The organism is Roseateles sp. P2_H4 (genome assembly GCF_056403315.1).
The window spans coordinates 56,731-79,488 of the sequence record NZ_JBFUFR010000010.1 but is presented as its reverse complement, the minus strand read 5'-3'; the positions used below and the strand labels follow the sequence as shown (position 1 = coordinate 79,488).

Genomic DNA, 22,758 nt, shown 5'->3' with positions numbered 1-22,758 from the left:
ACATGGCCAAGGAATACAAGGATTTGGTCGTCGGGCTGGATATCGGGACGGCCAAGATCATGGCCGTCGTGGCCGAGGTTTTGCCCGGGGGTGATTTGCGCATCGCCGGTTTGGGCGTGGCGCCGTCGCATGGCCTGAAGCGCGGCGTCGTCGTCAATATCGACGCGACCGTCCAGTCCATCCAGCAGGCCTTGAAAGAGGCCGAAATGATGGCCGACTGCAAAATATCCCGGGTTTACACGGGGATCACCGGCAGCCATATCCGCGGCCAGAACTCCACCGGCATGGTGATCGTGCGCGACAAGGAGGTCACGCCCGTCGATGTGACCCGGGTGGTCGAAACCGCCAAGGCCATCAATATCCCCAACGACCAGCGCCTGTTGCTGGTCGAACCCCAGGAATTCGTCATCGACGGCCATGAGGTGAAGGAACCCATCGGCATGAGCGGCGGCCGCCTGGAGGTCAAGGTCCATATCGTGACCGGCGCCCAGAGCGCGGCGGAAAACATCGTCAAATGCGTGCGCCGCTGTGGTTTGGAAGTGGATCAGCTGGTTTTGAACCCAAGCGCTTCCAGCCATGCCGCCCTGACCGCCGATGAACGCGATCTGGGGGTGGCGCTGGTCGATATTGGCGCCGGCACCACCGATGTGGCGATATTCACTGGCGGCTCCATCCGCCATACCGCGGTCATCCCGATTGCCGGCGACCTGATCACCAGCGATATCGCGATGGCCCTGCGCACCCCGACCAAGGATGCCGAGGAAATCAAGGTCGAATATGGCGTCGCCAAGCAGCTGCTGGCCGACCCGTCCGACCAGGTGGAAGTGCCCGGCCTGGGGGACCGCAGCCCCAGGATGCTGTCCAAGCAGGCGCTGGCCGGCGTCATCGAACCGCGCGTCGAGGAAATATTTTCCCTGGTGCACCAGGTCATTCGCGAGAGCGGGTATGAGGAATTGCTGTCCAGCGGCATCGTGCTGACCGGCGGATCGGCCGTCATGCCGGGCATGGTGGAACTCGCCGAGGACATTTTCCTGAAACCCGTCCGGCGTGGCCTACCCACCTATTCAGGGGCCCTTTACGACATGGTCGCCAACCCCCGCTCGGCGACCGTCATGGGGCTGCTGGAGGAGGCGCGGCTGTCGCGCAGCCGGGGTTTCAAGGCCGCACAGCAGGCCGGTTCGGTGCAAACCCTGCTTGGCCGGGTCAAGGATTGGTTCATGGGGAATTTTTGACCCCCCAAAACCAACAGTGGCCACGAAAAATTTGTTTCAGCAACTAGTCATCCATTGAGTGCCACGGCACAATTGCAGCAGTTAGGAGATCGATATGCCCATCGAGATGATCGAAGAGTTTGACCAAGGCACCCAAATCAAGGTGATCGGGGTCGGTGGTGGTGGCGGCAACGCCGTCGACCACATGATCGCCCAGGGCGTTCAGGGCGTGGAATTCATCTGCGCGAATACCGACGCGCAGGCACTGAATCGGTCCAAGGCCGACCAGCTGCTGCAACTCGGCACCTCCGGCCTCGGCGCTGGCGCGAAACCCGAAATGGGCAGGGCGGCCGCTGAAGAAGCCGAAAACCGCATTCGCGAATCCATCGCCGGCGCCAATATGCTGTTCATCACCGCCGGTATGGGCGGTGGTACCGGTACGGGCGCCGCGCCGGTAATTGCCCGCGTCGCCAAGGAAATGGGCATCCTGACGGTGGGCGTCGTCACCAAACCCTTCGATTTCGAAGGCGGCCGGCGCGCCAAGGCGGCCGACGCCGGCCTGGCCGAACTCGAAGCCAATGTCGACTCGCTGATCGTCGTGCTGAACGACAAGCTGCTCGATGTGCTGGGCGACGACGTCACGCAGGATCAGGCCTTCGCGCATGCCAATGACGTGCTGAAGAACGCCGTTGGCGGCATTTCGGACATCATCCACATCCCCGGCCTCGTCAACGTCGACTTCGAAGACGTCAAGACGGTGATGAGCGAGCCCGGCAAGGCCATGATGGGCACGGCGCAAGCCACCGGCCCGGACCGCGCCGCCAAGGCCGCCGAAGCCGCCGTGGCCTGCCCGCTGCTGGAAGGCATCGACCTGTCCGGCGCGCGTGGCGTGCTGGTGCTGATTGCCGCGGGCCGCAGCAACTTCAAGCTCAGCGAGTCGCGCAACGCGATGAATGCGATCAAGCGCTACGCGTCGGAGGAAGCCCATGTCATCTTCGGCACGGCCTACGACGAGAGCCTGGGTGACGCGCTGCGCGTGACCGTCATCGCCACCGGCCTGACGGCCGGCCGTGCCCGCCAGCAAGCGCCGCTGCAGGTCGTGCAGACCCAGCAGGTGGTGCGCAACGGCACCGACGGTATGCCCGTGCTGACGCAGGCGGTGGCCATGGCCACGCCGACGGCGCAGCAGGCCAATGTCGGCCTGGGCCTGGGTGATTTCGCCAACGCCAATGTGCCCAGCGTCTGGCGCCATGGCCGTTCGGGCAGCGCCGCGGCCAAGGTCGAGGCCTTGTCGTCCAACGGCATGGACGAGATCGAGATCCCAGCCTTCCTGCGCAAGCAAGCCGACTGAGAACAGGTCACTCTGTTGAGAAAGGGCGAGCCGCAAGGCTCGCCCTTTTGCTTTGTCAGGACGCGCGAGCCACCGCTGCGGCCGGTCTTGCAGCGCCTGAGATCAGCGCCAGTACGCCGCCACCGGCCAGCACCAGCGCCAACGCGCCCACGCGCGCGCCCGGCAGGCTTGCGGCCGCCGTCGTCAGGCATGCCGCAGCGGCCATCTGCAGAAAGCCCAGCAGCGCGGACGCCTGGCCGGCCTGTGACGCAAACGGCGTCAGCGCCAGCGCCGTGCCGGTGGGCGAGACCAGACCCATGCCGAACAGGAAGATGGCCACCGCGACGGCAAAGCCCGCGAGACCGGCGCCTCCTGCGACGAGCATCGTCAGGCCGCCGAGTGTTGCCAGCACCGCGCCAATGCGCAGCACGGTGGGGCCACCCCAACGCGCGGCCCAGCGCGGCGCGGTCTGCCCCGCCGCGAAGACGACGAACACGGACGTGGCGAAGAACAGCCCGACCTGCAGCGCGCTGAAGCCGAAGTCGCGCGCCAGCACCAGTGGCGCGGTACCGAAGAAGGCGAACAGCGCGCCGAGGATGGCGGCGGTCGCCAGCGCCGGGCGCATGAAGCGCGCATCACCGAGCAGCACGACATAGCCGCGCGCCAGCGCACCCACCGGCTGGTGGCGTCGCCTCTCGACGGGCAGGGTCTCGCCAACGATGCCCACATAGGCCGCCGCCAGCGCCAGCCCCGCCAGCACCAGCGCGACGAACAGCGCCCGCCAACCCCAGGCAGCCTGCAGCAGGCCGCCGAGCAGCGGCGAGAAACCCGGCGCCGCGGCCATGACAACCATGATGCGCCCGAGCAGCGCCGCGAGCTGCGGCCCTTCGAAGCGGTCGCGTGCTGCGGCGCGCGCCAGCACGGAGGCGGCGGCCACACCGACGGCCTGCAGCGCGCGGCCGACCAGCAGCCACGGCAGATCGTTCGCCAACGCGCCCACCATGCTGCCGACGATGAAGACGGCCAGGCCGCCCAGCACGACGGGCCGGCGACCCATGCGATCCGACAGCGGGCCGACGATGAGCTGGGCCAGCGCGAACACGGCGAGGAAGAGGCTGAGCACGGCCGTCATCGCCGCCTCGCTCGACCCGAGGGCCAACGCCATCACGGGCAGGGAGGGCAGCAGGATGTTGGTGGACAGCGTCGCCAGCGCCGACAGGGCAGCCAGCGTCAGCAGCCAACGCAGGGGCACGGCACTCATGAGGCCCTCCCTTCGGCGATGAAGGCGACGCTGCGCGCGATGACGTCGGCATCGGCCAGCAGGCGGCGATGGCCCAGGCCGCGCACGGGCTCGAAGCGCGAGCCGGCCCAGGCCGCATGCAGGGCCTCTGAGGCGGCGAAGGGCACGGTGCGGTCCTCGGGGTCGTGAAAGATCAGGCCGGGGTGGTGCAGGCCATGCTGCAGGCGTTCGAGATCCACATAGGTGATGCGCGTGCCGATGAAGCGCTCCACCCAGCCCGCGAAAGCAGCGGCATCCGCGGGGCCCAGGCCTTGGGCGGCGGCCAGGCCCTTGATCATGGGCGTCAGCGAGGACGGACCGGCCAGATGCACGCTGCGCCGGACTCGCCAGCCGTGCGCGAAGGCGAGCAGCGCCGCGGCCGAGCCCATCGAATGGCCGATGACGCCATGCACCGGTTCGGCGATGTCGGACACCACGGCGCGCAGCGCGCGGCCCGCATGGACGACGCTGGCGGCATGGCCGGTCGAGTCGCCATGGGCGGGCAGGTCGAAGAGCGTCACCGAGAAGCCGGCATCGACCAGCGCGCGGGCAAAGCCCAGCAGGTGGGCGCCGCGGCTGTTCCAGCCATGCACGAGCACGATGCGCGGGCCGGCGCCCAGCGTCCAGCGCGCGAGCTTGTGGCCTTCGTGGCGCAAGGGCGGCTCGGCATGGCCGGCCAGCGCGCCGCGCTCCTCGGCCGTCAGCGGCACACGCTCGGGTGCCGAGAAGGCGTGGCGGGCTGCGGCGAGATGGCCGTCGTCATGCGCTGCAAACGGCGCAGCCAGGGCGGGGGAGGCGAGCATGGCGGTCTCCTCGGGGCTTCAGCCGGCGTAGGCCGGTGTGGCGGTGGACAGGCTCTGCTTGACCTGGCGGCTGATGTCGTCGGCCAGCACCTCGAAGGCGCCGGCTTCCAGTTCGGCCAGGGCCAGGCGGGCGACGTCGGCGGGTGAGGACTTGGGGCCTTCCACGCCGCGCGTCATGTCGGTGTCCATATAGCCGACGTGCAGGCTGGTCAGCTGCGTACCCTGGGCCTTGAGCTCGCTGCGCAGGCCGTTGCTCAGGGCCCAGGCGGCGGCCTTGCTGGCGCTGTAGGGCGTCAGGCCGGGCAGGGTCACCCAGCTCAGCACGGACAGCACATTCAGCACCGCACCGCCGCCATTGGCTTGCAGCACCGGGGCGAAGGCCTGGGTCAGGGCCCAGACGCCGAAGAAGTTGGTGTCCAGATGCCGGCGCGCGGTGGCGATGGCGTCATCGGCGAGCACGCCGGCGCCCTGTGAGATGCCAGCGTTGTTGATCAGCAGCGTCACGTCGGTGCATTGCGCGGCCGCGGCGGCCACCTGGGCTGGGTCGGTCACATCCAGTGCAATCGGCACGACGCCGGGCAGGGCCATCGAGGCCGGGTCACGCGCGGCGGCATAGACCTTGGCGGCGCCGGCGGCCAGCGCGGCTTCGGCAAAGGCGCGACCCAGGCCGCGGTTGGCGCCGGTGATGAAGACGACGGCGTTCTTGAGCTGCATGGCGATTCCTTCTCGATGCGTTTATTCATGTCGACCGACATGATTGGTATAAATGTCGGTCAACATGTAAACTTCGTCAAGCCCGTTCACCGAATGCCCCCAGGAGAGAGCGATGAAGGTCACCCGCGCCCAGGCCGAAGAGAACCGTGAACGCATCCTCGACAACGCCGCGCAGCTGTTCCGCGAGCGAGGCTTCGACGGCATCGGCCTGAACGACCTGATGCAGTCCGCCGGCCTCACGCGCGGCGGCTTCTACGGCCACTTCGAATCCAAGGACGACCTGGCCGCCCAGGCCACGCGGCGCGCGCTGCAGGCCAACCGTGAGCAGTGGAAGAAGCAGGCCGACCGCAGCCTGCAGGCCTGGGTCAAGACCTATCTGTCGGACGCCCACCGCGACCACATCGGCGCGGGCTGCGGCCTGGTGGCGCTGGCTGGAGACGCGGCGCGCGGCGGGCCGGCCGTTCAGCAGGTGTTTGCCGAAGGCGTCGCCAACCTGGTGGCCACGCTGCAGACGCAGATGCCCGCCGACCAGGCTCCCGAGAAGCGCGAGCAGGCGCTGGCCATGCTGTCCACGCTGGTGGGGGCGTTGCTGTTGTCGCGCGCCGTGGGGGATGCAGCGTTGTCACGCGAGCTGCGCGAGGCCGCGCGCAAGAGTCTGCCCGCCGGCGGCTGAACGGTTGCCGAGCGCCGCCAGGCGGCGCCGCGACATTGAGCCGGCGCCGACCCCTGTGGCATGCTCGCGCCCCATGTCAACGCCTAGAAGAAATCGGGATGCTTGAGCTGGGCCCGATGCTGCGCCGTGGCCTGCTGCTGCTGGCCCTGCTGGCCTRCCTGCCTCTGCAGGCGCAGCGCTTACCCCAGCCCAGCGCGCGCGTGGCCGACGACGGTGCCGCCCCGACCGAGCTCGCCACCACCGCCTGGACGCGTGAGCAGCTCGACGCCTGGTGGGCGGCGCTGCGCCGCCACACGGTGGCGGGCGGTGATCGCCTCGAGCTGCCGCCCGAGTTGCTGCCGCCGGAAGATGGCGCGGCCTGGAAGCCCGTGGCCATGCCCGATGTGCTGTCCCGCCCCGGCGCGACGATGGTCAGCGATACGCGCGGCTATGAGATGCGCTGGTACCGGCTGCATGTGCCGGCCGACCGCGACGAGGCCATGGCCCTGTACATGCCGCGACTGGTGACGCTGTCCGCCGCCGTGCTGGCCCGTACCGACAAGGGTTGGCAGGTGCTGCTGGACAACCAGCATGCCGAGCGCGAGCAATGGGTGCAGCCCCTGTGGCTGCCCCTGCCGGGCATTGGCGCCCAGGGGCTGGACCTGGTGGTTGCGCTGCCGGTGCCTGCGGGCAGCTATCACGCGGTGTCGCGCATCTGGATCGCCCCGCGCGAGCAGCTGGAGAAGCGCTGGCTGTGGCGGGTGCGCGCCCAGACCGGCCTGCCCCAGGCCGTCAGCCTGACGCTGGCGGTCCTCGGTCTGTTCGCGTTGACGCTGTGGCTGCGCCGTCCCGAGGCGATCTACGGCCTCTTCGCCCTCGGCGCGGCGGCCTGGATGGTGCGCAATCTGCACTACTACGTCAGCCTGCCGGCCTCACCGGCAGGGCAGGACTGGTTCTGGTGGGCCACGCACGCGTCCATGGGCTGGGTGATGCTGACGGCCTTGCTGTTTGCGCTGCGCTTCGCGAGCCGGCGCACGCCCTGGCTGGAGTGGGCCCTGACCGCCAGCGTGGCGCTGGTCAGCCTGCTCAGCATGCCGCTGTGGCTGCGCCAGCTCGACATGGTCGTCATGCAGTACACGGTGACGGCCGGCGTCGCTGCCATCGGCACGGCCTGGGTGGCCTTCCTCGCCTGGCGCGAGCGCCGCGCCGAGCTGCGCATCATGGCGGTGGCGCTGGTCGTCGGCGTCGTCATCGGTGGCCACGACCTCGCCGTGCTGGCCGGCTGGGCCTGGCCCGAGCACTTCTTCCTGATGCCGTTCGCGACGCTGGCCGTCATGCTCAGCTTCCTGCATGCGGTGCAGCGCCGCTATGTGGGCGCCGTCGAGCAGGTGCAGGCCGAGAACAGCCAGCTGCAGGAAGACCTGGACGAGCAGGTCTCGGTGCTGCAGGCGCAGAACGTCCAGTTGCGCGAGGCCGAGCGTCAGCAGGCCCTGCTGCTGGAGCGCCAGCGCATCATGGCCGACATGCACGACGGTCTCGGCTCGTCGCTGCTGTCGGCCCTGGTGGCCATGGAGCAGGGCAGCATGTCGCACGAGCAGTGCGTGGAGGTGCTGCGCGAGTGCGTGGACGACCTGCGCCTCGTCATCGACTCGCTGGAACCCGTCGGCCACGACCTCGTCTCGCTGCTGGCCACCATGCGCTACCGCCTGGGCAAGCGGCTGCAGATCGGCGGCCTCAAGCTGGACTGGGACGTGCAGGACCTGCCGCCGCTGGCCTGGCTGGAGCCGCCCGATGCGCTGCATGTGCTGCGCCTGATGCAGGAGGCGCTGAACAATGTGCTCAAGCACGCCCAGGCCAGCCGCGTGCGCATGGTCACGCGCCACCATGGCAGCTATGTCGAGATCCGCGTCGAGGACGATGGCGCCGGCTTCGACCTGCAGAGCATCCAGCACGGCCGCGGCCTGAAGAGCCAGATCAAGCGCGCCCAGCGCCTGGGCGGCAAGCTGCGCATCGACTCGCAACCTGGCATGGGCACGCGGCTGTCGCTCAGATTGCCCGTGGAGCGCAAGGGCGAGCCCTGATCCGGGACAATCCAGGGATGGTCAAGCAACGCACCCTGAAGTCGATCACACGCGCCGTCGGCGTCGGCATCCACAGCGGCCAGAAGGTCGAGCTGACATTGCGTCCCGCGCCGGTCGACACCGGCATCGTCTTCCGCCGCGTCGATCTCTGCCCGCCGGTCGACATCCCGGTCGGCGTCATGTCGGTCAGCGACACGCGCATGGCCACCACCATCAGCCCCGGCGGCGACCCGGGCGGCCCCAAGGTGCAGACCATCGAGCACCTGCTGTCGGCCTGCGCCGGCCTGGGGCTGGACAACCTCATCATCGACATCAATGCCGACGAGGTGCCCGTGCTCGACGGTTCGGCCGCCGCCTTCGTCTTCCTGCTGCAGTCGGCCGGCATCGTCATGCAGGACGCGCCCAAGCGCTTCCTGCGCGTGAAGAAGTCCGTCGAGGTGCGCCAGGGCGAGGGCAAGAAGCTGATGTGGGCCCGGCTCGAGCCCCACCACGGCTACACGCTGAGCTTCGAGATCGAGTTCGACAACCCGGCCGTGGCGGCCACCGGCAGCAGCTTCGTCTTCGACATGGGCTCCGGCACCTACAAGAAGGAAATTGCCCGCGCCCGCACCTTCGGCATGACGGCCGACATCGACCTGATGCGCTCGCGCGGCCTGACGCTGGGCGGCTCGATGGACAACGCCATCGTCGTCGACGACTACAAGGTGCTGAACGCCGACGGGCTCCGCTATGACGACGAGTTCGTCAAGCACAAGATCCTCGACGCCATCGGCGACATGCAGGTGGCCGGCATGCCGCTGCTGGCGGCATATACCTCCTTCAAGGGCGGCCACGCGCTGAACAACAAGCTGCTGCGCGCGCTGCTGGCCGACGAGTCCGCCTACGAAGTCGTCAGCTTCGACGACGAGCGTGCCGCGCCCAAGGGCTTCGCCGAACTCGCCCCGGCTTGGTGAGCGCTCGCTCATGCTGATCGCCCGCCTCGTCGTCGGCTTGCTGCTGTTCGCGGCGGTCGTCTGCTTCGCCTGGTCCATCGCGACGGGCCAGGCACGCTGGCGGCGCCTGGGCCTGGTCATCATCAAATGGACGCTGGTGGCCGGCCTGGCCTTCTTCGGCGTGCTGATCCTGGAGCGATTGGCCCTGCTGCTGTGACGCGCATCACGGCTCGGCGCTGGCACCCCTGGGCTTGCGGGGATGCCAGCCCGGCGCCATGTGCTCAGAATGCAATCAAGGTCGCTGTTCGAGTTGCGGCGGCCCAGTCCGGGAGGTCATTAACCCGGGCGCCACGCGTGGAGATGGCCGGGGGGCCGGGGAAACGCAGTGGATTGAAAGAGAGAAATCGTTGTTGAAACATTGGGCCGCTCCTACCGGGGTGGCCCTTTTTTTGTTTGCACGCCACAGCTCAAGCTGTCGGCAAGCTGTCGATCAGGCGCCCAGATAGCGACCGCGCAGATGGGCTTCAAAGTGAGCCGGGTTCAGCGTCTCGCCGCTGGCGCGGCGCACCAGTTCGGGCGTCTCGAAGCGGCTGGCGGCCTGCCAGACATGGGTGGACAGCCAGTCGAACACCGGGCCCAGCTCGCCGCGGGCAATCTGCGCGTCGAGGTCGGGCCGCAGCGCCCGCATTGCCGCGAACCATTGCGCCGAATACATCGCGCCCAGCGTGTAGCAGGGGAAGTAGCCGAACAGGCCGGCGGGCCAGTGCACGTCCTGCATCGGCCCGTCCTTGAAGTTGCCGCGGGTATCCAGGCCGAGCAGCTCGGCCATCCTGGCGTCCCACAGGGCCGGGATGTCGTCGACCTCGGCCTGGCCCTCGATGAGGGCGCGCTCGATGTCGAAGCGCAGCAGGATGTGGGCGGGGTAGGTCACCTCGTCGGCATCGACGCGGATGTAGCCGGGCTTCACGCGCGTCAGCAGCTTGTGCAGATTGCCGGCCTCGAAAGCGGGCTGGTCGCCGAAATGCTTGACCAGCAGCGGCGCCAGCAGGCCCGCGAAGGCCGGGTGGCTGCCCAGCTGCATCTCGAAGGACAGGCTCTGGCTCTCGTGGATGCCCATGGAGCGCGCCCGGCCGACCGGCTGGCCCAGCAGGTCGCGCGGCAGGTTCTGCTCGTAGCGGCCGTGGCCGGTCTCGTGGATGGTGCCCATCAGGCTGGGCAGGAAGTCGTCCTCGCGGTAGCGCGTCGTCATGCGCACGTCCTCGGGCACGCCGCCGCAGAAGGGGTGGGTGCTTTCGTCCAGGCGGCCGGCCGCGAAGTCAAAGCCCATCAGCTTCATCGCGTCCAGCCCCAGCGCCTTCTGGGCTGCCGTGGGGAAGGGGCCGACGGGCGAGATGACGGCCTCACTCGCCTGCCTGGCGGTCACGTCGCGGATCAGCCCCGGCAGCCAGCCGCGCAGCGGGGCGAAGGCGGCCTCCACGTCGGCGCTGCGCATGCCCGGCTCGTAGTTGTCCAGCAGTGCGTCGTACTTGGACAGCCCCGCGCTCTGCGACAGCAGCTCCGCCTCCTGGCGCGCGATCTTCAGCACCTCGCGCAGATTGGGCACAAAGCCGGCCCAGTCGTTGGCCGGGCGCTGGCTGCGCCAGGCGTGCTCGCAGCGGTTGTTGGCCAGGCTCTTGGCCTCCACCAGGGCCTGCGGCAACGCGTTGGCGGCGCGCCAGACGCGGCGGATCTCGCGCAGATTGGCGCGCTGGCCCTCGTCCAGCGGCTCGGCGCCGGCGGCCTCCAGCAGGCCGGGAAGGGCCGGGTCGGTGGCCAACTGGTGCAGCAGTCCGTCCATCTCGGCCAGGGCCAGGCTGCGCGCCTCGTTGCCCTTGGCCGGCATATTGGCCGCCTGGTCCCATTGGGCGATGGCCTGCAAATGGCCGAGGTGGTGCAGGCGCTGCTGGCGCGCGGCGAGGTCTTGGTAGGCAGAGGTCATGTCAGTCTCGATGTGTTGAGTTTGAGTTTGCGGGCCGAGCGCCGGGCCGCTCCCTAGCCGGACCGCGCTGGCGATGTGCTCGGGGCTCGATGCCACGAGCATCGCCGTCCCCGCGGGGGACCGACCGGGCCCGCCCGCGTTCAGCGGTACGGGACTGGGCGAGGGGCGTCGTCACGACAGCCAGGATTCCGGAACGAGCCACAACAAGGCGGCGGTATAGAAGAGGAAGCGCAGGAACTTGCCCAGCGCCATCCAGCCCAGGCAGGGCCAGAACGGCAGCTTGAGCCAACCCGCGACGGCGCAGAGCGGGTCGCCCACGACGGGCAGCCAGCTCAGCAGGCAGGCCTTGGGGCCGAAATGCTGCAGCCAACGCATCGCGCGCGAATGCGAAGGCTCGTGGTGCTTGACGGCCTCGACCGCCTTCTCGACGCCATAACCCATCCACCACGACACCGCGCCGCCCAGCGTGTTGCCGATGGTGGCGACGGCGATGACGGGCCAGAACATGCTGGGATCGGCTTTGACGACGAGGAAGACGGCCGGCTCCGAGCCTAGGGGCAGCAGGGTCGCCGAGACGAAAGCAATGACGAAGACCGCCACCAGCCCGATCTGGGGCAGGGCGAGGGCGGCGAGCAGTTCGCTGATGAAATGACCGAGCCAGGCTTCCATGGTGGTCATTGTCGGTGCGGCCGGATGGCTACAATCTCGCCTCTTTTTTAAGCAGACCTCTCGTGCAAATCGGCCCCCACCTTCTCCCCAACCGGCTCTTCGTGGCGCCGATGGCAGGGGTGACGGACCGGCCCTTCCGCCAGCTCTGCCGGCGCCTGGGCGCGGGCTACGCGGTCAGCGAGATGGTGACGTCGCGCAAGGAGCTGTGGAACAGCCTCAAGACTTCGCGCCGCGCCGACCACAGCGGCGAGCCCGGGCCGATCGCCGTGCAGATCGCCGGCACCGACGCGGCCATGCTGGCCGAGGCGGCCCTGCACAACATCGACCGCGGCGCGCAGATCATCGACATCAACATGGGCTGCCCGGCCAAGAAGGTCTGCAACAAATGGGCCGGCTCGGCGCTGATGCGCAACGAGGCGCTGGCGCTGGAGATTGTCGAGGCCGTCGTTGCCGTGTGTTCACCACGCGGCGTGCCCGTCACGCTGAAGATGCGCACCGGCTGGAGCGAGGACGAGCGCAATGCGCTGCACCTGGCGCGGTTGTTCGAATCCGCGGGTATCGCGATGCTGACCATCCACGGCCGCACGCGCGAGCAGGGCTACAAGGGCCTGGCCGAATACGACACGATTGCGGCGGTGAAGACAGCGTTGACCATCCCCGTCGTCGCCAACGGCGACATCGACTCGCCCGAGAAGGCGCGCGACGTGCTGGCCTACACGGGCGCCGACGCCTTGATGATCGGCCGCGCCGCCCAGGGTCGCCCGTGGATCTTTCGCGAGGTGGCCCATTTTCTGGCGACGGGCGAACACCTAGAGGCGCCGACCGTCGGCGAGGCGCGCGACTGGTTCACCGAGCATCTGCACGACCACTATGCCCTGTACGGCGAACTGAGCGGCATGCGCAGCGCGCGCAAGCACATCGGCTGGGCCGTACGCGGCCTGCCCGGCGGTGAAGCCTTCCGCCAGCACATGAACACACTTCAGAGCTGCGACCTGCAGTTGCAGGCTCTGCGGGACTGGTTCGATGAACTCGGCCAGACCCACGACCGGCTGCCGCCTGCTGCGGCCGCCAACGACGACGATGCCGAGGCCCAAGAAGCCTGCGCCGCCTGACGAAACCCATTCGCTCCCCTGTCATGAGTGCCCAGAAGAACACCCCGCCCAACCCCATCGACGCCTGCGTGCGCGACAACCTCGAAGCCTTCTTCCGTGACCTCGACGGCCAGGAGCCGCACTCGATGCACGAGATGCTGATCAAGCTGGTGGAGAAACCGCTGTTCGAGATCGTCATGCGCGAAGCCGGCGGCAACCAGAGCAAGGCTGCGCAATGGCTGGGCATCAACCGCAATACCTTGCGCCGCAAGCTGACTGATCACAATCTATAAGGCCTTGCGGGTTGGACCTTTGAGCGCAGCGAGAAGCTCCGACCCCAACTGATCAAGAACATGACCCAACTCACTGCACTCCTTTCCGTCTCCGACAAGACCGGCATCCTCGATTTCGCCAAGGAGCTGCACGCCCTGGGCGCCAAGCTGCTGTCCACCGGTGGCACCGCCAAGCTGCTGGCCGAGGCCGGCCTGCCGGTGACGGAAGTGGCCGAGCACACCGGCTTCCCCGAGATGATGGATGGCCGCGTGAAGACGCTGCACCCCAAGATCCACGGCGGCCTGCTGGCCCGTAGTGACACGCCCGAGCATGTGGCGGCAATGGACAAGCACGGCATCACGCGCATCGACATCCTGGCCGTCAACCTCTACCCGTTCGAGGCGACCGTGGCCAAGCCCGGCTGCACGCTGGAAGACGCCATCGAGAACATCGACATCGGCGGCCCGGCCATGGTGCGCAGCGCGGCCAAGAACTGGAAGGACGTGACGGTGCTGACCGATGCGGCCCAGTACGCCGGCGTGCTCGCTGAACTGAAGGCCCACGGCAAGACCAGCGACAAGACGCGCTTCGCGGCATCGGTGGCCGCCTTCAACCGCATCGCCCAGTACGACGCGGCCATCAGCAACTACCTGTCCGCGCTGCAGGAAGACGGCAGCAAGGCCGAGTACCCCGCGCAGATGAACGCCACCTTCGTCAAGGTGCAGGACCTGCGCTACGGCGAGAACTCGCACCAGAGCGCGGCCCTCTACCGCGACCTGTTCCCGGCCCCCGGTTCCCTCGTCACCGGCAAGCAGCTGCAGGGCAAGGAGCTCTCGTACAACAACATCGCCGACGCCGACGCGGCCTGGGAATGCGTGAAGAGCTTCGACACGCCAGCCTGCGTCATCGTCAAGCACGCCAACCCCTGCGGCGTGGCCGTGGCGGCCAGCGCGGCCGAGGCCTACAGCAAGGCCTTCAAGACCGACCCGACCAGCGCCTTCGGCGGCATCATCGCCTTCAACCGCGAAGTGGACGGTGCTGCGGCCCAGCTCGTTGCCAAGCAGTTCGTCGAGGTGCTGATGGCGCCGAGCTTCAGCGCCGAGGCACTGGAGATCTTCAAGGCCAAGGCCAATGTGCGCCTCATGCAGATCGCGCTGCCGCCGGGCGGCTCGCGCCCCTGGGACCAGGGTCGCAACGCCGGTGACAGCAAGCGTGTCGGCTCCGGCCTGCTGCTGCAGACCTCCGACAACCACTTCCTGAAGAAGGAAGACCTGAAGGTTGTCACGACGCTGCAGCCCACGGCCCAGCAGCTCGATGACCTGATGTTCGCCTGGACGGTGGCGCAGTACGTGAAGAGCAATGCCATCGTCTTCTGCGGCGGCGGCATGACGCTGGGCGTCGGTGCCGGCCAGATGAGCCGCCTGGACTCGGCCCGCATCGCCTCTATCAAGTCCCAGCATGCCGGCCTCAGCCTGGTGGGTTCTGCCGTCGCCAGCGACGCCTTCTTCCCCTTCCGCGATGGCCTGGACGTGCTGGCCGATGCGGGTGCGAGCTGCGTCATCCAGCCAGGCGGGTCCATGCGCGACGACGAAGTGATTGCCGCCGCCAATGAACGAGGCATCGCCATGGTGGTCACCGGCGTCCGTCACTTCCGACACTGAGTGTCACCAACGCGACTAGACGCAGTCCTCTAGTCCAGGGCCTCTCCCGATGGTGGGGGCCCGTCTTGCGGTTAGCCTCGATGCATTAGATCGAGAACCGGAGACATGCCCATGGACACCGCCCTGCAGGAGCGCCTGCATCTGGCGCTGACGGCGCAGCGCCGCGCCTACGAGGCCGAGCGCATGCCCTCCTACGAGGTGCGCCGCGACCGCCTGCAGAGGCTGATCGCGATGACGCGCAAGCATGGCGAGGCCCTCGCCGCGGCCATGGCCCAGGACTTCGGTCACCGCGCCCGCCAGGAGTCGCTGCTGGCCGACATCTTCACCGTCGAGTCCGGCGCCAGCCACGCGCTCAAGCGCCTGCGCCGCTGGATGAAGCCCAGGCGCGTCGAGACACCGCTGCATTTCCTGCCCGGCCGCAATGTGTTGATGCGCCAGCCGCTGGGCGTCGTCGGCATCGTGTCGCCCTGGAACTACCCCTACTACCTGGCCATGGAGCCGGCCGTCGCGGCCCTGGCCGCGGGCAACCGCGTGCTCATCAAGCCGTCGGAGCTGACGCCGGCCACCAGCGAGCTGATGGCGCGCATCGTGGCCGAACACTTCCAGCCCGAGGAGATGCAGGTCATCACCGGCGACGCCGAGGTCGGCAAGGCCTTCACCGAGCTGCCCTTCGACCACCTCTTCTTCACCGGCTCCACCGCCGTGGGCCGCCACGTGGCGCAGGCCGCGGCGAAGAACCTGACGCCGGTGACGCTGGAGCTGGGCGGCAAGTCGCCCGTCATCGTCGACCGCAGCTGCAACCTCGAGCTGACCGCCTCGCGCCTGGCCTTCGGCAAGCTCTTCAATGCCGGCCAGACCTGCGTCGCACCCGACTATCTGCTGGTGCCCAGGGAGATGGTCGAGCCGCTGAGCCAGAAGATCCTGGCCGAGATGCGCCGCATGTATCCGCGCATCGCCGGCAATGCCGACTACACCAGCATTGCCACGCCGCGCCATCACGCGCGCTTGCAAGGCCTGATCGCCGATGCCGCCGAGCGCGGTGCGCGCGTGCTGCGCAGCCATGACGAGCAACCCGACGACAGACGCCTCGTGCCGGCCCTGCTGCTGGGCGTGCCGCCCGAAGCGACCGTCATGCAGGAAGAGATCTTCGGCCCGCTGCTGCCCATCGTCGGCTACGACAAGGTGGACGAGGCGCTGGACCACATCAACCGCGGCGAGCGCCCGCTGGCCCTGTACTGGTTCGGCCAGGACGGTGCGGCGCGCGACCATGTGATGGCCCAGACCCACGCCGGCGGCGTGACGGTCAACGACTGCATCTGGCATCTGGGCCAGGAGGAGCAGCCTTTCGGTGGCGTCGGCGCCAGCGGCATGGGCTCCTACCACGGTGAGTGGGGCTTCCGCACCTTCAGCAAGGAGAAGCCGCTGTTCATCCAGTCGCGCTTCGCCGGCACCAAGCTGTTCCAGCCCCCCTATGGCGCGACCTTCGAGCGCCTGCTGTCCCTGTTGAAGAAAGTGGTGTGATGAAGCGCCGTGGATTCCTGAAGTTGGGCATTGGCGCCGCCGTCGTCATCGGTGTGGCTGGCGCCGGTGTCGCCCTCATCAAGCCTGGGCTGGTCGACGGCAAGCTCAGCCCGGGTGCGCGCGAGCTGATGGCCGCAGCTGCGCATGCCGTATTGGGTGACCTGCTTGCTGCCGATGGCGTGGAAGCCCAGCTCGCCCGCCTGGATGTCAGCGTGGCCGCCCTGCCCGCGGCCACCCGCAAGGAGCTGTCCGATGCCCTGGGCCTGCTTGGCACGGCGGCCGGCCGTTACGCCCTCGTCGGCCTGTCCAAACCCTGGGCCGAAGCCAGCACTCAGGACATCCAGCAGGCCTTCGACGCCATGCGCCTGTCCACCTCCAACACCCGCCAGCAGATCTATCACGCGCTGCGGGACCTGAACGCGATCGCCTTCTTCACCGAACCGGCGAATTGGAAGACGGCAGGCTACGCCGGCCCGAAAGAGATTTCATGAGTGGATTGCCCGATCCCATCCTTGAAGGCCTGCAACGCGGCTGGAAGGTCCACGGCGGCCCGCATGCCGCGCTGCCCGCCACGCTGGACTGCGACGTCGCCATCATCGGCAGCGGCGCCGGTGCCGGCATCACGGCTGAGATGCTGGCCCGCGCCGGCCTGAAGATCGTCATCGTTGAAGAAGGCCCGCTGCGCTCCAGCAGCCAGTTCAAGCAGCGCGAGGCCGATGCCTACCCGCAGCTCTACCAGGAAGCCGGCGGCCGCAAGACGGTCGACCAGGCCATGAACATCCTGCAGGGCCGCTGCGTCGGTGGTTCGACGACGATCAACTGGACCGGGTCGTTTCGCACGCCGCCCGATGCGCTGGCCTACTGGGGCGACAAGTTCGGCCTGACCGACTTCAATGAGGCCGCGATGGCGCCCTGGTTCGAGCAGGCCGAGAAGCGCCTGAACATCGGCGACTGGCTGACCGAGCCCAACGAGAACAACGACGTGCTGCGTCGTGGCGCCGAGAAGCTCGGCATCCCGACCAAGGTCGTGCGCCGCAACGTCAAGGGCTGCTGGAACCTCGGCTCCTGCGGCATGGGCTGCCCGACGAATGCCAAGCAGTCCATGCTGGTCAGCACGCTGCCGGCGGCGCTGGACCTGGGTGCGACCATGCTGGTGCAGACACGCGCGGCCAAGCTGGAGTTGCAGGGCGACAAGGTCACTGCCTTGGTCGCCGAGCCGGTGGCGCTCGATGGTGCCGTCACGGGTGCGACCGTGCGCATCACCGCCAAGCATTACGTCGTTGCCGGCGGCGCCATCAACTCGCCGGCCCTGCTGCTGCGCTCCAACGCCCCCGACCCCAACGGCCTGCTCGGCAAGCGCACCTTCCTGCACCCGACGGCCGGTGGCGTGGCGCTGTTCGATCACGAGGTGGCCGGCTGGGCGGGCGCGCCGCTGTCGGTGTTCTGCGACCACTATCTGCACACCGGCCCCATCGATGGCCCGGTGGGCTACAAGCTCGAGGTCGCGCCCGTGCACCCGGCCTTCGCGCTGACCAACGGCGGCGGCATCGGCGCCGAACTGGCCCAGCGTGCCAAGGACATGCCCCGCACCCAGCTGATGATCGCCCTGCTGCGCGACGGCTTCCATGCCGACGCGGCCGGCGGCGCCGTCAAGCTGCGCGGCGATGGCTCGCCGGTGCTGGACTACGCGCTGACCGACTATCTGCTCGAAGGCGCCCGCCGCGCCTATCTGACCATGGCCGAGATCCAGTTCGCCGCCGGCGCCAAGACCGTGCGGCCGGTGCACGAGCAGGCACCGGGCTATGCCAGCTTGGCCGAGGCCAAGGCCGGTATCGCCGCGTTGACGATGAAGCCCTTCCTCGCCACCGTTGGCAGTGCCCACGTGATGGGCGGCTGCACGATGGCGGCCGACGCCGGCCGCGGCGTCGTGCGGCCCGACGGCCAGCACTGGCAAGTCGGCAATCTGTCGGTACACGACGGCTCGTTGTTCCCGACGAGCCTGGGCGCCAACCCGCAGCTGACCGTCTACGGCCTGGCGACACGGCTGACGAGCGGCCTGATCCAGCGCCTGGGTGCCAAGGCGGTGACGCTGGCCTGACGGCGAGAATCGTCGGCATGCCGACGATCCGCCACGCCACACCCGGGGACGCCACGTTGCTGGCGTCCTTTGCCGCCCAGGCCTTTGCCGACACCTACCGCGAGCTCAGCGACGCGCAGGAGATCGCCGACTATGTCGGCGAGCACTTCCAGCCCGAAGTCATGGCCGGCGTCATCGCCGACCCGGCCTGCACGACGCTGCTGGCCTGGGTGGGTGAGGAGTTGGCCGGTTATGCCATCCTGAGCGCCGCGCCGGCGCCCGACTGCGTGACGGGCCCGGCGCCGCTGAAGCTGTGGCGCATCTATCTGGGCGCGGGCTTCATCGGCCAGGGCCTGGGCGCCCGGTTGATGCAGGCGGTGCATGCCGAGGCCCGCCAGCGCGGTGCTCGCACGCTCTGGCTCGGCGTCTACGATCGCAATGTGCGCGCCGTCGAGTTCTATGAGCGTTTCGGTTTTGCCAAGGTCGGCGGCCAGGAATTCGAGTTCGGCGGCCAGATCTACATCGACCCCGTTTACGCGGTCGCCGTCCCTCAAGAGGTCTCACCATGATCGAAGGTTCCTGCCTGTGTGGCAGCGTGCGCTGGCGCTTCGACGGCCAGCCCGACGGTGCCACCGCCTGCAACTGCACGGCCTGCCGCCGCTACGGCACGCTGTGGGCCTATGACTATGTGGACGAGGGCATCCACGTCACCGGCCCGACGCAGGCCTATGTGCGCGGCAAGGCGCTGGAATTCCACTTCTGCCCCACCTGCGGCTGCGTGACGCATTGGCGCGGCCTGCGCCTTGACGAAGCGGGGCGGCGGCGCATTGCCGTCAATCTGCGCCTGGCCGAACCCGAGGCCGTGGCGGACATCCCCATCGATCACTTCGACGGCTTCGACAAATTCGACGATCTGCCGCGTGACGGGCGCTGTGTCAGGGATTATTGGTTCTAGTCCTACGCGTAAGGTCTTGAAACCGGACACCTCACCGCAAGATCAGGGGCGCAAACTGCCGCATGGCTTGAGGAGTGTTGCGATGAAGTTCCCCCGATTCCTGCTCTTGTGCATGGCCCTGCTGTCCGGCCTTTGGCTGGGTACGGCCCAGGCCCTGCCTCAACTCGACGAGGTGCAGTCGGCCGTGCAACGCGGCGACTACCCCGGCGCCGAGAAGATGATGCGCGAGGTGGTCGCGGCCAAGCCCGACAGCCCGCGTGCCCGCTATGTGCTGGCCGAGATCCTGGCCCACCAGCGCCAGTTCAACGAGGCCGCCGAGCAGGTGCGCCGCGCTCGCGCGCTGGACCCGGCCATCAAGTTCGCCGACCAGGCCAAGTTCAATGCCTTCGAGCAGTTGCTGCAGCGTGAGCAGGCCGGCGTGGCCAAGTCATCGGTGACGACGCCGGCCGTCGTCAACGCGGCGCCACCGGCGCGCGCCGCGCCCGTGGAGCGCAGCGAGAGCGGCGGTGGCGTGCCGATCTGGCTGCTGATCGGTGGCGTCGTCGTCTTCATCTGGCTGGCCATGCGCTGGATGCGCAACCGCACTGCCGCGCAGGCGGCGCAACCCGCCATGGCGGGCGGTTATGGCCCGGGTGGCTACGGTGGTGCTGGCTACGGGCCTGGCGGCATGCAGGCCCCGGGCTCGGGCGGCCCGGGCATGCTGGGCGTCGGCCTGGGTGTGGCGGGCGGTGTCGCGGCCGGCATGCTGGCCGAGAAGCTGCTGCATGGCGGCCATGACGAGCGCAGCATCCCGCGCGACAACGGCGGGGGCAGTGGCTATCTGCCTGGCAGCTTCGATTCCGGCGGCTCCGGTGGCGCCGGCGACGAACTGGCCCGCCGTGATGTCGACTTCGGCAGCGGCGATGGCTGGGGCGGCGGTGATGCCGGCGGTGGCGACCTCGGCGGAGGCGGCGGCGGCGACGACTGGTGAGAGTGAGGCCCCTCGCCCAAGGAGTACCTTGGTCGATCCCCCGAGGGGATGGCGATGTTTGCCGGATTGACCGGCAAGCACATCGCCATAGGCGGGCCGGCTAGGGAGCGGCCCGGCGCTCGGCCCGCGGTGAAACTAAACGGTGCGTGATGGGCCGTGATAATCCGCGCCATGACGCCAGCCGCTTTCACCGGCCAGTTGCTCTCCTTCATCGCCCGTCTCATCACGGGTGCACAGGGCCACTGGAAGGGCTGCCCGCCGACGGCGGAGCAGCGCATCTACATTGCCAACCACCAGAGCCATTTCGATCTCGTCCTGATCTGGGCGGCCTTCCCGCATGATCTGCGCGCCAGCACGCGCGCCATCGCCGCACGCGACTACTGGACCACCAGCGCCTTCAAGCGTTGGCTGACCACCTCGGTCTTCAACGCCATCTACGTCAGCCGCGCGCGCAGCAACCCCGACGAAGACCCGCTGGAACCTCTCGCCGAAGCGCTGGCCAATGGCGACTCCCTCGTCATCTTTCCCGAGGGCACGCGCTCCAACAAGGGCAATCCGCAGCCCTTCAAGTCCGGCATCTACCACCTGGCCGAGCAGTTCCCGCATGTGCAGCTGATCCCGACCTGGATAGACAACGTGCAGCGCGTGATGCCCAAGGGCGAGGTCGTGCCCGTGCCCATCCTGTGCACGGTGACCTTCGGCGCCCCCATCCAGTTGCGCCCTGACGAAACCAAGGCCGACTTCCTGTGCCGCGCCCGCGAGGCCGTCATGGAGCAACGGCCCGACCCCTACTGGGTCGGCCGCGAGGCGGAGGGCGGCTGATGCGCTGGCTCAAGGCCTTGACCTCCAGCGAGCAGGTGGCGCTTCTCTTCGTCGTGCTGTTCGGCTTCCTGATGCTGCTGACGGTGGGCTTGTTCCTGAACTCGCTGCGCGAGCGCGAGAACGAGGACGAGCGCGTCAAGTCCCAGCTCGCCTGGGAACGCGTGCGCCGTGACCTGCGCGCCGCCTGGATCGGCGGCTGCATGTTCTGGGTCGCGTGGATCTCCGGGCCGCTCGGCGCGACGCTGCTGTTCGCGCTGTTCTCCTTCCTGGCGCTGCGCGAGTTCATCACCCTCGTGCACACCGAGCGCAGCGACCACCGCACCCTCATCGTCGCGTTCTTCGTGCTGCTGCCCATCCAGTACATGATCTGCGGCACGCGCTTCTTCGATCTGTTCACCGTCTTCCTGCCGGTCTATGGCTTCCTGGTGCTGCCCATCGTCAGCGCGCTGGCGGGCGACCCGCGCCGCTTCCTCGAGCGCAATGCCAAGATCCAATGGGGCGTGATGGTCTGCGTCTACGGCCTGTCGCATGCGCCGGCGCTGCTGCTGCTGGACATCCCGGGCAACACCGGGCGAGGCGCCTTCCTGCTGTTCTTCCTGGTCATGGTGGTGGCCGCCTCGCAGATCGCGCAGGAGATCGCCACCCGCGCGCTGCGCCGCCGCCCGGTGGCCCGGCAGATCAGCCGCAGCTACTCGATGCGGGCCTGGTGGATAGGCACGCTGACCGGCGCGCTGGCCGGCCTGCTGCTGTACTGGATCACGCCGTTCAAGGCCGGCCAGGCCCTGGCCATGGCCTTCCTGACCGCCGGTGCCGCGGGCTTTGGCGGCCTGGTCATGAAGGCCCTGAAGAAGGACGCCGGCGTGCTGTACTGGGGCAACCGCAGCTCCATCACCGGCGCCGTCGGCCTGCTCGACCGCATCGCGGTGCTGTGCTTTGCCGCACCGGTGCTGTTTCATTCCGCACGCTGGTACTACCGATGAGGATTCTGGGCATCGACCCGGGTCTGCAAACCACAGGCTTCGGAGTGATTGAAGCCGACGGTCCGCGCCTCGCCTATGTCGCCAGCGGCACGATCAAGACCAGTGCGGTCGACATCGGCGACCTGCCGGCACGGCTGAAGATCCTGTTCGACGGCATCCGCGAGGTCACGGCGCGCTACCAGCCGCAGTGCGCGGCCGTCGAGATCGTCTTCGTCAACGTGAACCCGCAGTCCACGCTGCTGCTGGGCCAGGCCCGCGGTGCGGCGCTGGCGGCGCTGGTGTCGGCTGATCTGCTCGTCAGCGAGTACACGGCCACGCAGATGAAGAAGGCCATCGTCGGCCACGGCCAGGCCAAGAAGGAGCAGGTCCAGGCCATGGTGCAGCGGCTGCTCAACCTGCCCGGCATCCCGGGCAAGGACGCCGCCGATGCTCTCGGGTTGGCCATCATGCATGCGCATGCGCGCATCAGCTTCGAGGCGATGAGCCGGCACACGACGCTGGCACGCCGGCAGCACGCGGCATTCAAGGGCGGCCGGACGTACTAGGAAGTCGGTTTGTTGGGACGAGYCGGTCTGCCAGTGCGCGCCGCACAAGTCTGACGGAGGGCACTCGGGGCATGCCTTCTTCCGGACGAAGAACGGCCCGCGCTATTCGCCCGCCATCTCAAACTCGGGCGCCCCTGCGGAGCGGTAATCCGAGGTCAACCGACGTGTGTTCCTCGCAACGAGCGCAGGGTAGGTAACCCCTCGGATGCGGGGA

Annotated in this window: 23 protein-coding genes; 18 read left to right on the top strand and 5 right to left on the bottom strand. The window is 68.5% G+C overall.

Features of this window, described 5'->3' with window-relative positions; translation table 11 throughout:
• The first annotated feature begins 2 nt into the window (after nucleotides 1-2).
• Entirely contained in the window at nucleotides 3-1,232 is a 1,230-nt protein-coding gene (ftsA, locus tag AC1DW3_RS09960; protein ID WP_057296799.1) for a cell division protein FtsA, read from the top strand.
• A 94-nt stretch (nucleotides 1,233-1,326) separates the two neighbouring features.
• Nucleotides 1,327-2,562, top strand: coding sequence for a cell division protein FtsZ (gene ftsZ / locus AC1DW3_RS09955; protein ID WP_477930961.1), 1,236 nt, complete (start codon nucleotides 1,327-1,329; stop codon nucleotides 2,560-2,562).
• A gap of 55 nt (nucleotides 2,563-2,617) precedes the next feature.
• Here the strand turns inward: ftsZ and AC1DW3_RS09950 are convergent, their stop codons facing one another.
• From AC1DW3_RS09950 to AC1DW3_RS09940, 3 genes are read right to left on the bottom strand one after another with little or no spacing between them, the layout of a single operon-like run.
• Nucleotides 2,618-3,802, bottom strand: coding sequence for a Bcr/CflA family efflux MFS transporter (locus AC1DW3_RS09950; RefSeq protein ID WP_477930959.1), 1,185 nt, complete (start codon nucleotides 3,800-3,802; stop codon nucleotides 2,618-2,620).
• Nucleotides 3,799-4,623: an alpha/beta hydrolase gene (locus AC1DW3_RS09945; RefSeq protein ID WP_477930957.1), complete on the bottom strand. Its 825-nt coding sequence runs from the start codon at nucleotides 4,621-4,623 to the stop codon at nucleotides 3,799-3,801. Before AC1DW3_RS09945 ends, AC1DW3_RS09950 begins: the two co-directional genes overlap by 4 nt.
• An 18-nt stretch (nucleotides 4,624-4,641) precedes the next feature.
• Nucleotides 4,642-5,337, bottom strand: coding sequence for an SDR family oxidoreductase (locus AC1DW3_RS09940; protein ID WP_477930955.1), 696 nt, complete (start codon nucleotides 5,335-5,337; stop codon nucleotides 4,642-4,644).
• Nucleotides 5,338-5,449: 112 nt separating this feature from the next.
• Between AC1DW3_RS09940 and AC1DW3_RS09935 the strand changes: the two genes are divergently transcribed.
• The 4 genes from AC1DW3_RS09935 to AC1DW3_RS09920 all read left to right on the top strand — a co-directional run bounded on the left by AC1DW3_RS09935 (nucleotide 5,450) and on the right by AC1DW3_RS09920 (nucleotide 9,219).
• A complete protein-coding gene (locus tag AC1DW3_RS09935; protein ID WP_477930953.1) occupies nucleotides 5,450-6,010 on the top strand; it encodes a TetR/AcrR family transcriptional regulator in 561 nt (186 codons plus the stop codon).
• Between the two features lie 98 nt (nucleotides 6,011-6,108).
• Nucleotides 6,109-8,070, top strand: a complete 1,962-nt coding sequence (locus AC1DW3_RS09930; RefSeq protein WP_477930952.1) for a sensor histidine kinase — start codon at nucleotides 6,109-6,111, stop codon at nucleotides 8,068-8,070.
• A gap of 17 nt (nucleotides 8,071-8,087) precedes the next feature.
• Nucleotides 8,088-9,023, top strand: a complete 936-nt coding sequence (lpxC, locus tag AC1DW3_RS09925; protein WP_477930951.1) for a UDP-3-O-acyl-N-acetylglucosamine deacetylase — start codon at nucleotides 8,088-8,090, stop codon at nucleotides 9,021-9,023.
• Between the two features lie 10 nt (nucleotides 9,024-9,033).
• Nucleotides 9,034-9,219, top strand: a complete 186-nt coding sequence (locus tag AC1DW3_RS09920; RefSeq protein ID WP_477930949.1) for a hypothetical protein — start codon at nucleotides 9,034-9,036, stop codon at nucleotides 9,217-9,219.
• A gap of 273 nt (nucleotides 9,220-9,492) precedes the next feature.
• Here AC1DW3_RS09920 and AC1DW3_RS09915 read toward each other — a convergent pair whose 3' ends face one another.
• Both AC1DW3_RS09915 and AC1DW3_RS09910 read right to left on the bottom strand, forming a co-directional pair.
• Complete coding sequence (locus AC1DW3_RS09915; protein WP_477930947.1) at nucleotides 9,493-10,980, bottom strand: carboxypeptidase M32; 1,488 nt, start codon at nucleotides 10,978-10,980, stop codon at nucleotides 9,493-9,495.
• 171 nt (nucleotides 10,981-11,151) lie between these two features.
• Nucleotides 11,152-11,649, bottom strand: a complete 498-nt coding sequence (locus AC1DW3_RS09910) for a YqaA family protein (RefSeq protein WP_477930946.1) — start codon at nucleotides 11,647-11,649, stop codon at nucleotides 11,152-11,154.
• Between the two features lie 62 nt (nucleotides 11,650-11,711).
• Between AC1DW3_RS09910 and dusB the strand changes: the two genes are divergently transcribed.
• The 12 genes from dusB to ruvC all read left to right on the top strand — a co-directional run bounded on the left by dusB (nucleotide 11,712) and on the right by ruvC (nucleotide 22,544).
• Nucleotides 11,712-12,761, top strand: a complete 1,050-nt coding sequence (dusB, locus tag AC1DW3_RS09905) for a tRNA dihydrouridine synthase DusB (RefSeq protein ID WP_477930944.1) — start codon at nucleotides 11,712-11,714, stop codon at nucleotides 12,759-12,761.
• A gap of 23 nt (nucleotides 12,762-12,784) precedes the next feature.
• Entirely contained in the window at nucleotides 12,785-13,033 is a 249-nt protein-coding gene (locus AC1DW3_RS09900; RefSeq protein WP_477895373.1) for a helix-turn-helix domain-containing protein, read from the top strand.
• Between the two features lie 60 nt (nucleotides 13,034-13,093).
• Entirely contained in the window at nucleotides 13,094-14,674 is a 1,581-nt protein-coding gene (gene purH, locus AC1DW3_RS09895; protein ID WP_477930942.1) for a bifunctional phosphoribosylaminoimidazolecarboxamide formyltransferase/IMP cyclohydrolase, read from the top strand.
• Nucleotides 14,675-14,785: 111 nt separating this feature from the next.
• A complete protein-coding gene (locus tag AC1DW3_RS09890) occupies nucleotides 14,786-16,195 on the top strand; it encodes a coniferyl aldehyde dehydrogenase (protein ID WP_477930940.1) in 1,410 nt (469 codons plus the stop codon).
• Nucleotides 16,195-16,686 carry a hypothetical protein gene (locus tag AC1DW3_RS09885; RefSeq protein WP_477930939.1) on the top strand — a complete coding sequence of 164 codons (492 nt, stop codon included), beginning with the start codon at nucleotides 16,195-16,197 and terminating at the stop codon, nucleotides 16,684-16,686. Before AC1DW3_RS09890 ends, AC1DW3_RS09885 begins: the two co-directional genes overlap by 1 nt.
• The gene (locus AC1DW3_RS09880; RefSeq protein WP_477930937.1) at nucleotides 16,683-18,293 is read left to right on the top strand and encodes a GMC family oxidoreductase N-terminal domain-containing protein; all 1,611 of its coding nucleotides are present in this window, start codon (nucleotides 16,683-16,685) and stop codon (nucleotides 18,291-18,293) included. The genes AC1DW3_RS09885 and AC1DW3_RS09880 overlap by 4 nt, the downstream gene beginning before the upstream one ends.
• A gap of 17 nt (nucleotides 18,294-18,310) precedes the next feature.
• Nucleotides 18,311-18,841, top strand: a complete 531-nt coding sequence (locus tag AC1DW3_RS09875; RefSeq protein WP_477930935.1) for an N-acetyltransferase family protein — start codon at nucleotides 18,311-18,313, stop codon at nucleotides 18,839-18,841.
• Nucleotides 18,838-19,227, top strand: a complete 390-nt coding sequence (locus tag AC1DW3_RS09870; protein WP_477930933.1) for a GFA family protein — start codon at nucleotides 18,838-18,840, stop codon at nucleotides 19,225-19,227. The genes AC1DW3_RS09875 and AC1DW3_RS09870 overlap by 4 nt, the downstream gene beginning before the upstream one ends.
• A gap of 82 nt (nucleotides 19,228-19,309) precedes the next feature.
• Nucleotides 19,310-20,197: a tetratricopeptide repeat protein gene (locus AC1DW3_RS09865; protein WP_477930931.1), complete on the top strand. Its 888-nt coding sequence runs from the start codon at nucleotides 19,310-19,312 to the stop codon at nucleotides 20,195-20,197.
• Nucleotides 20,198-20,368: 171 nt separating this feature from the next.
• On the top strand, nucleotides 20,369-21,019 hold the full coding sequence (locus tag AC1DW3_RS09860; protein WP_477930929.1) for a lysophospholipid acyltransferase family protein: 651 nt from the start codon (nucleotides 20,369-20,371) through the stop codon (nucleotides 21,017-21,019).
• Nucleotides 21,019-21,999, top strand: coding sequence for a phosphatidate cytidylyltransferase (locus AC1DW3_RS09855; protein ID WP_477930928.1), 981 nt, complete (start codon nucleotides 21,019-21,021; stop codon nucleotides 21,997-21,999). Before AC1DW3_RS09860 ends, AC1DW3_RS09855 begins: the two co-directional genes overlap by 1 nt.
• Nucleotides 21,996-22,544, top strand: coding sequence for a crossover junction endodeoxyribonuclease RuvC (gene ruvC, locus AC1DW3_RS09850; protein ID WP_477930926.1), 549 nt, complete (start codon nucleotides 21,996-21,998; stop codon nucleotides 22,542-22,544). The genes AC1DW3_RS09855 and ruvC overlap by 4 nt, the downstream gene beginning before the upstream one ends.
• Nucleotides 22,545-22,758 lie beyond the last annotated feature (214 nt).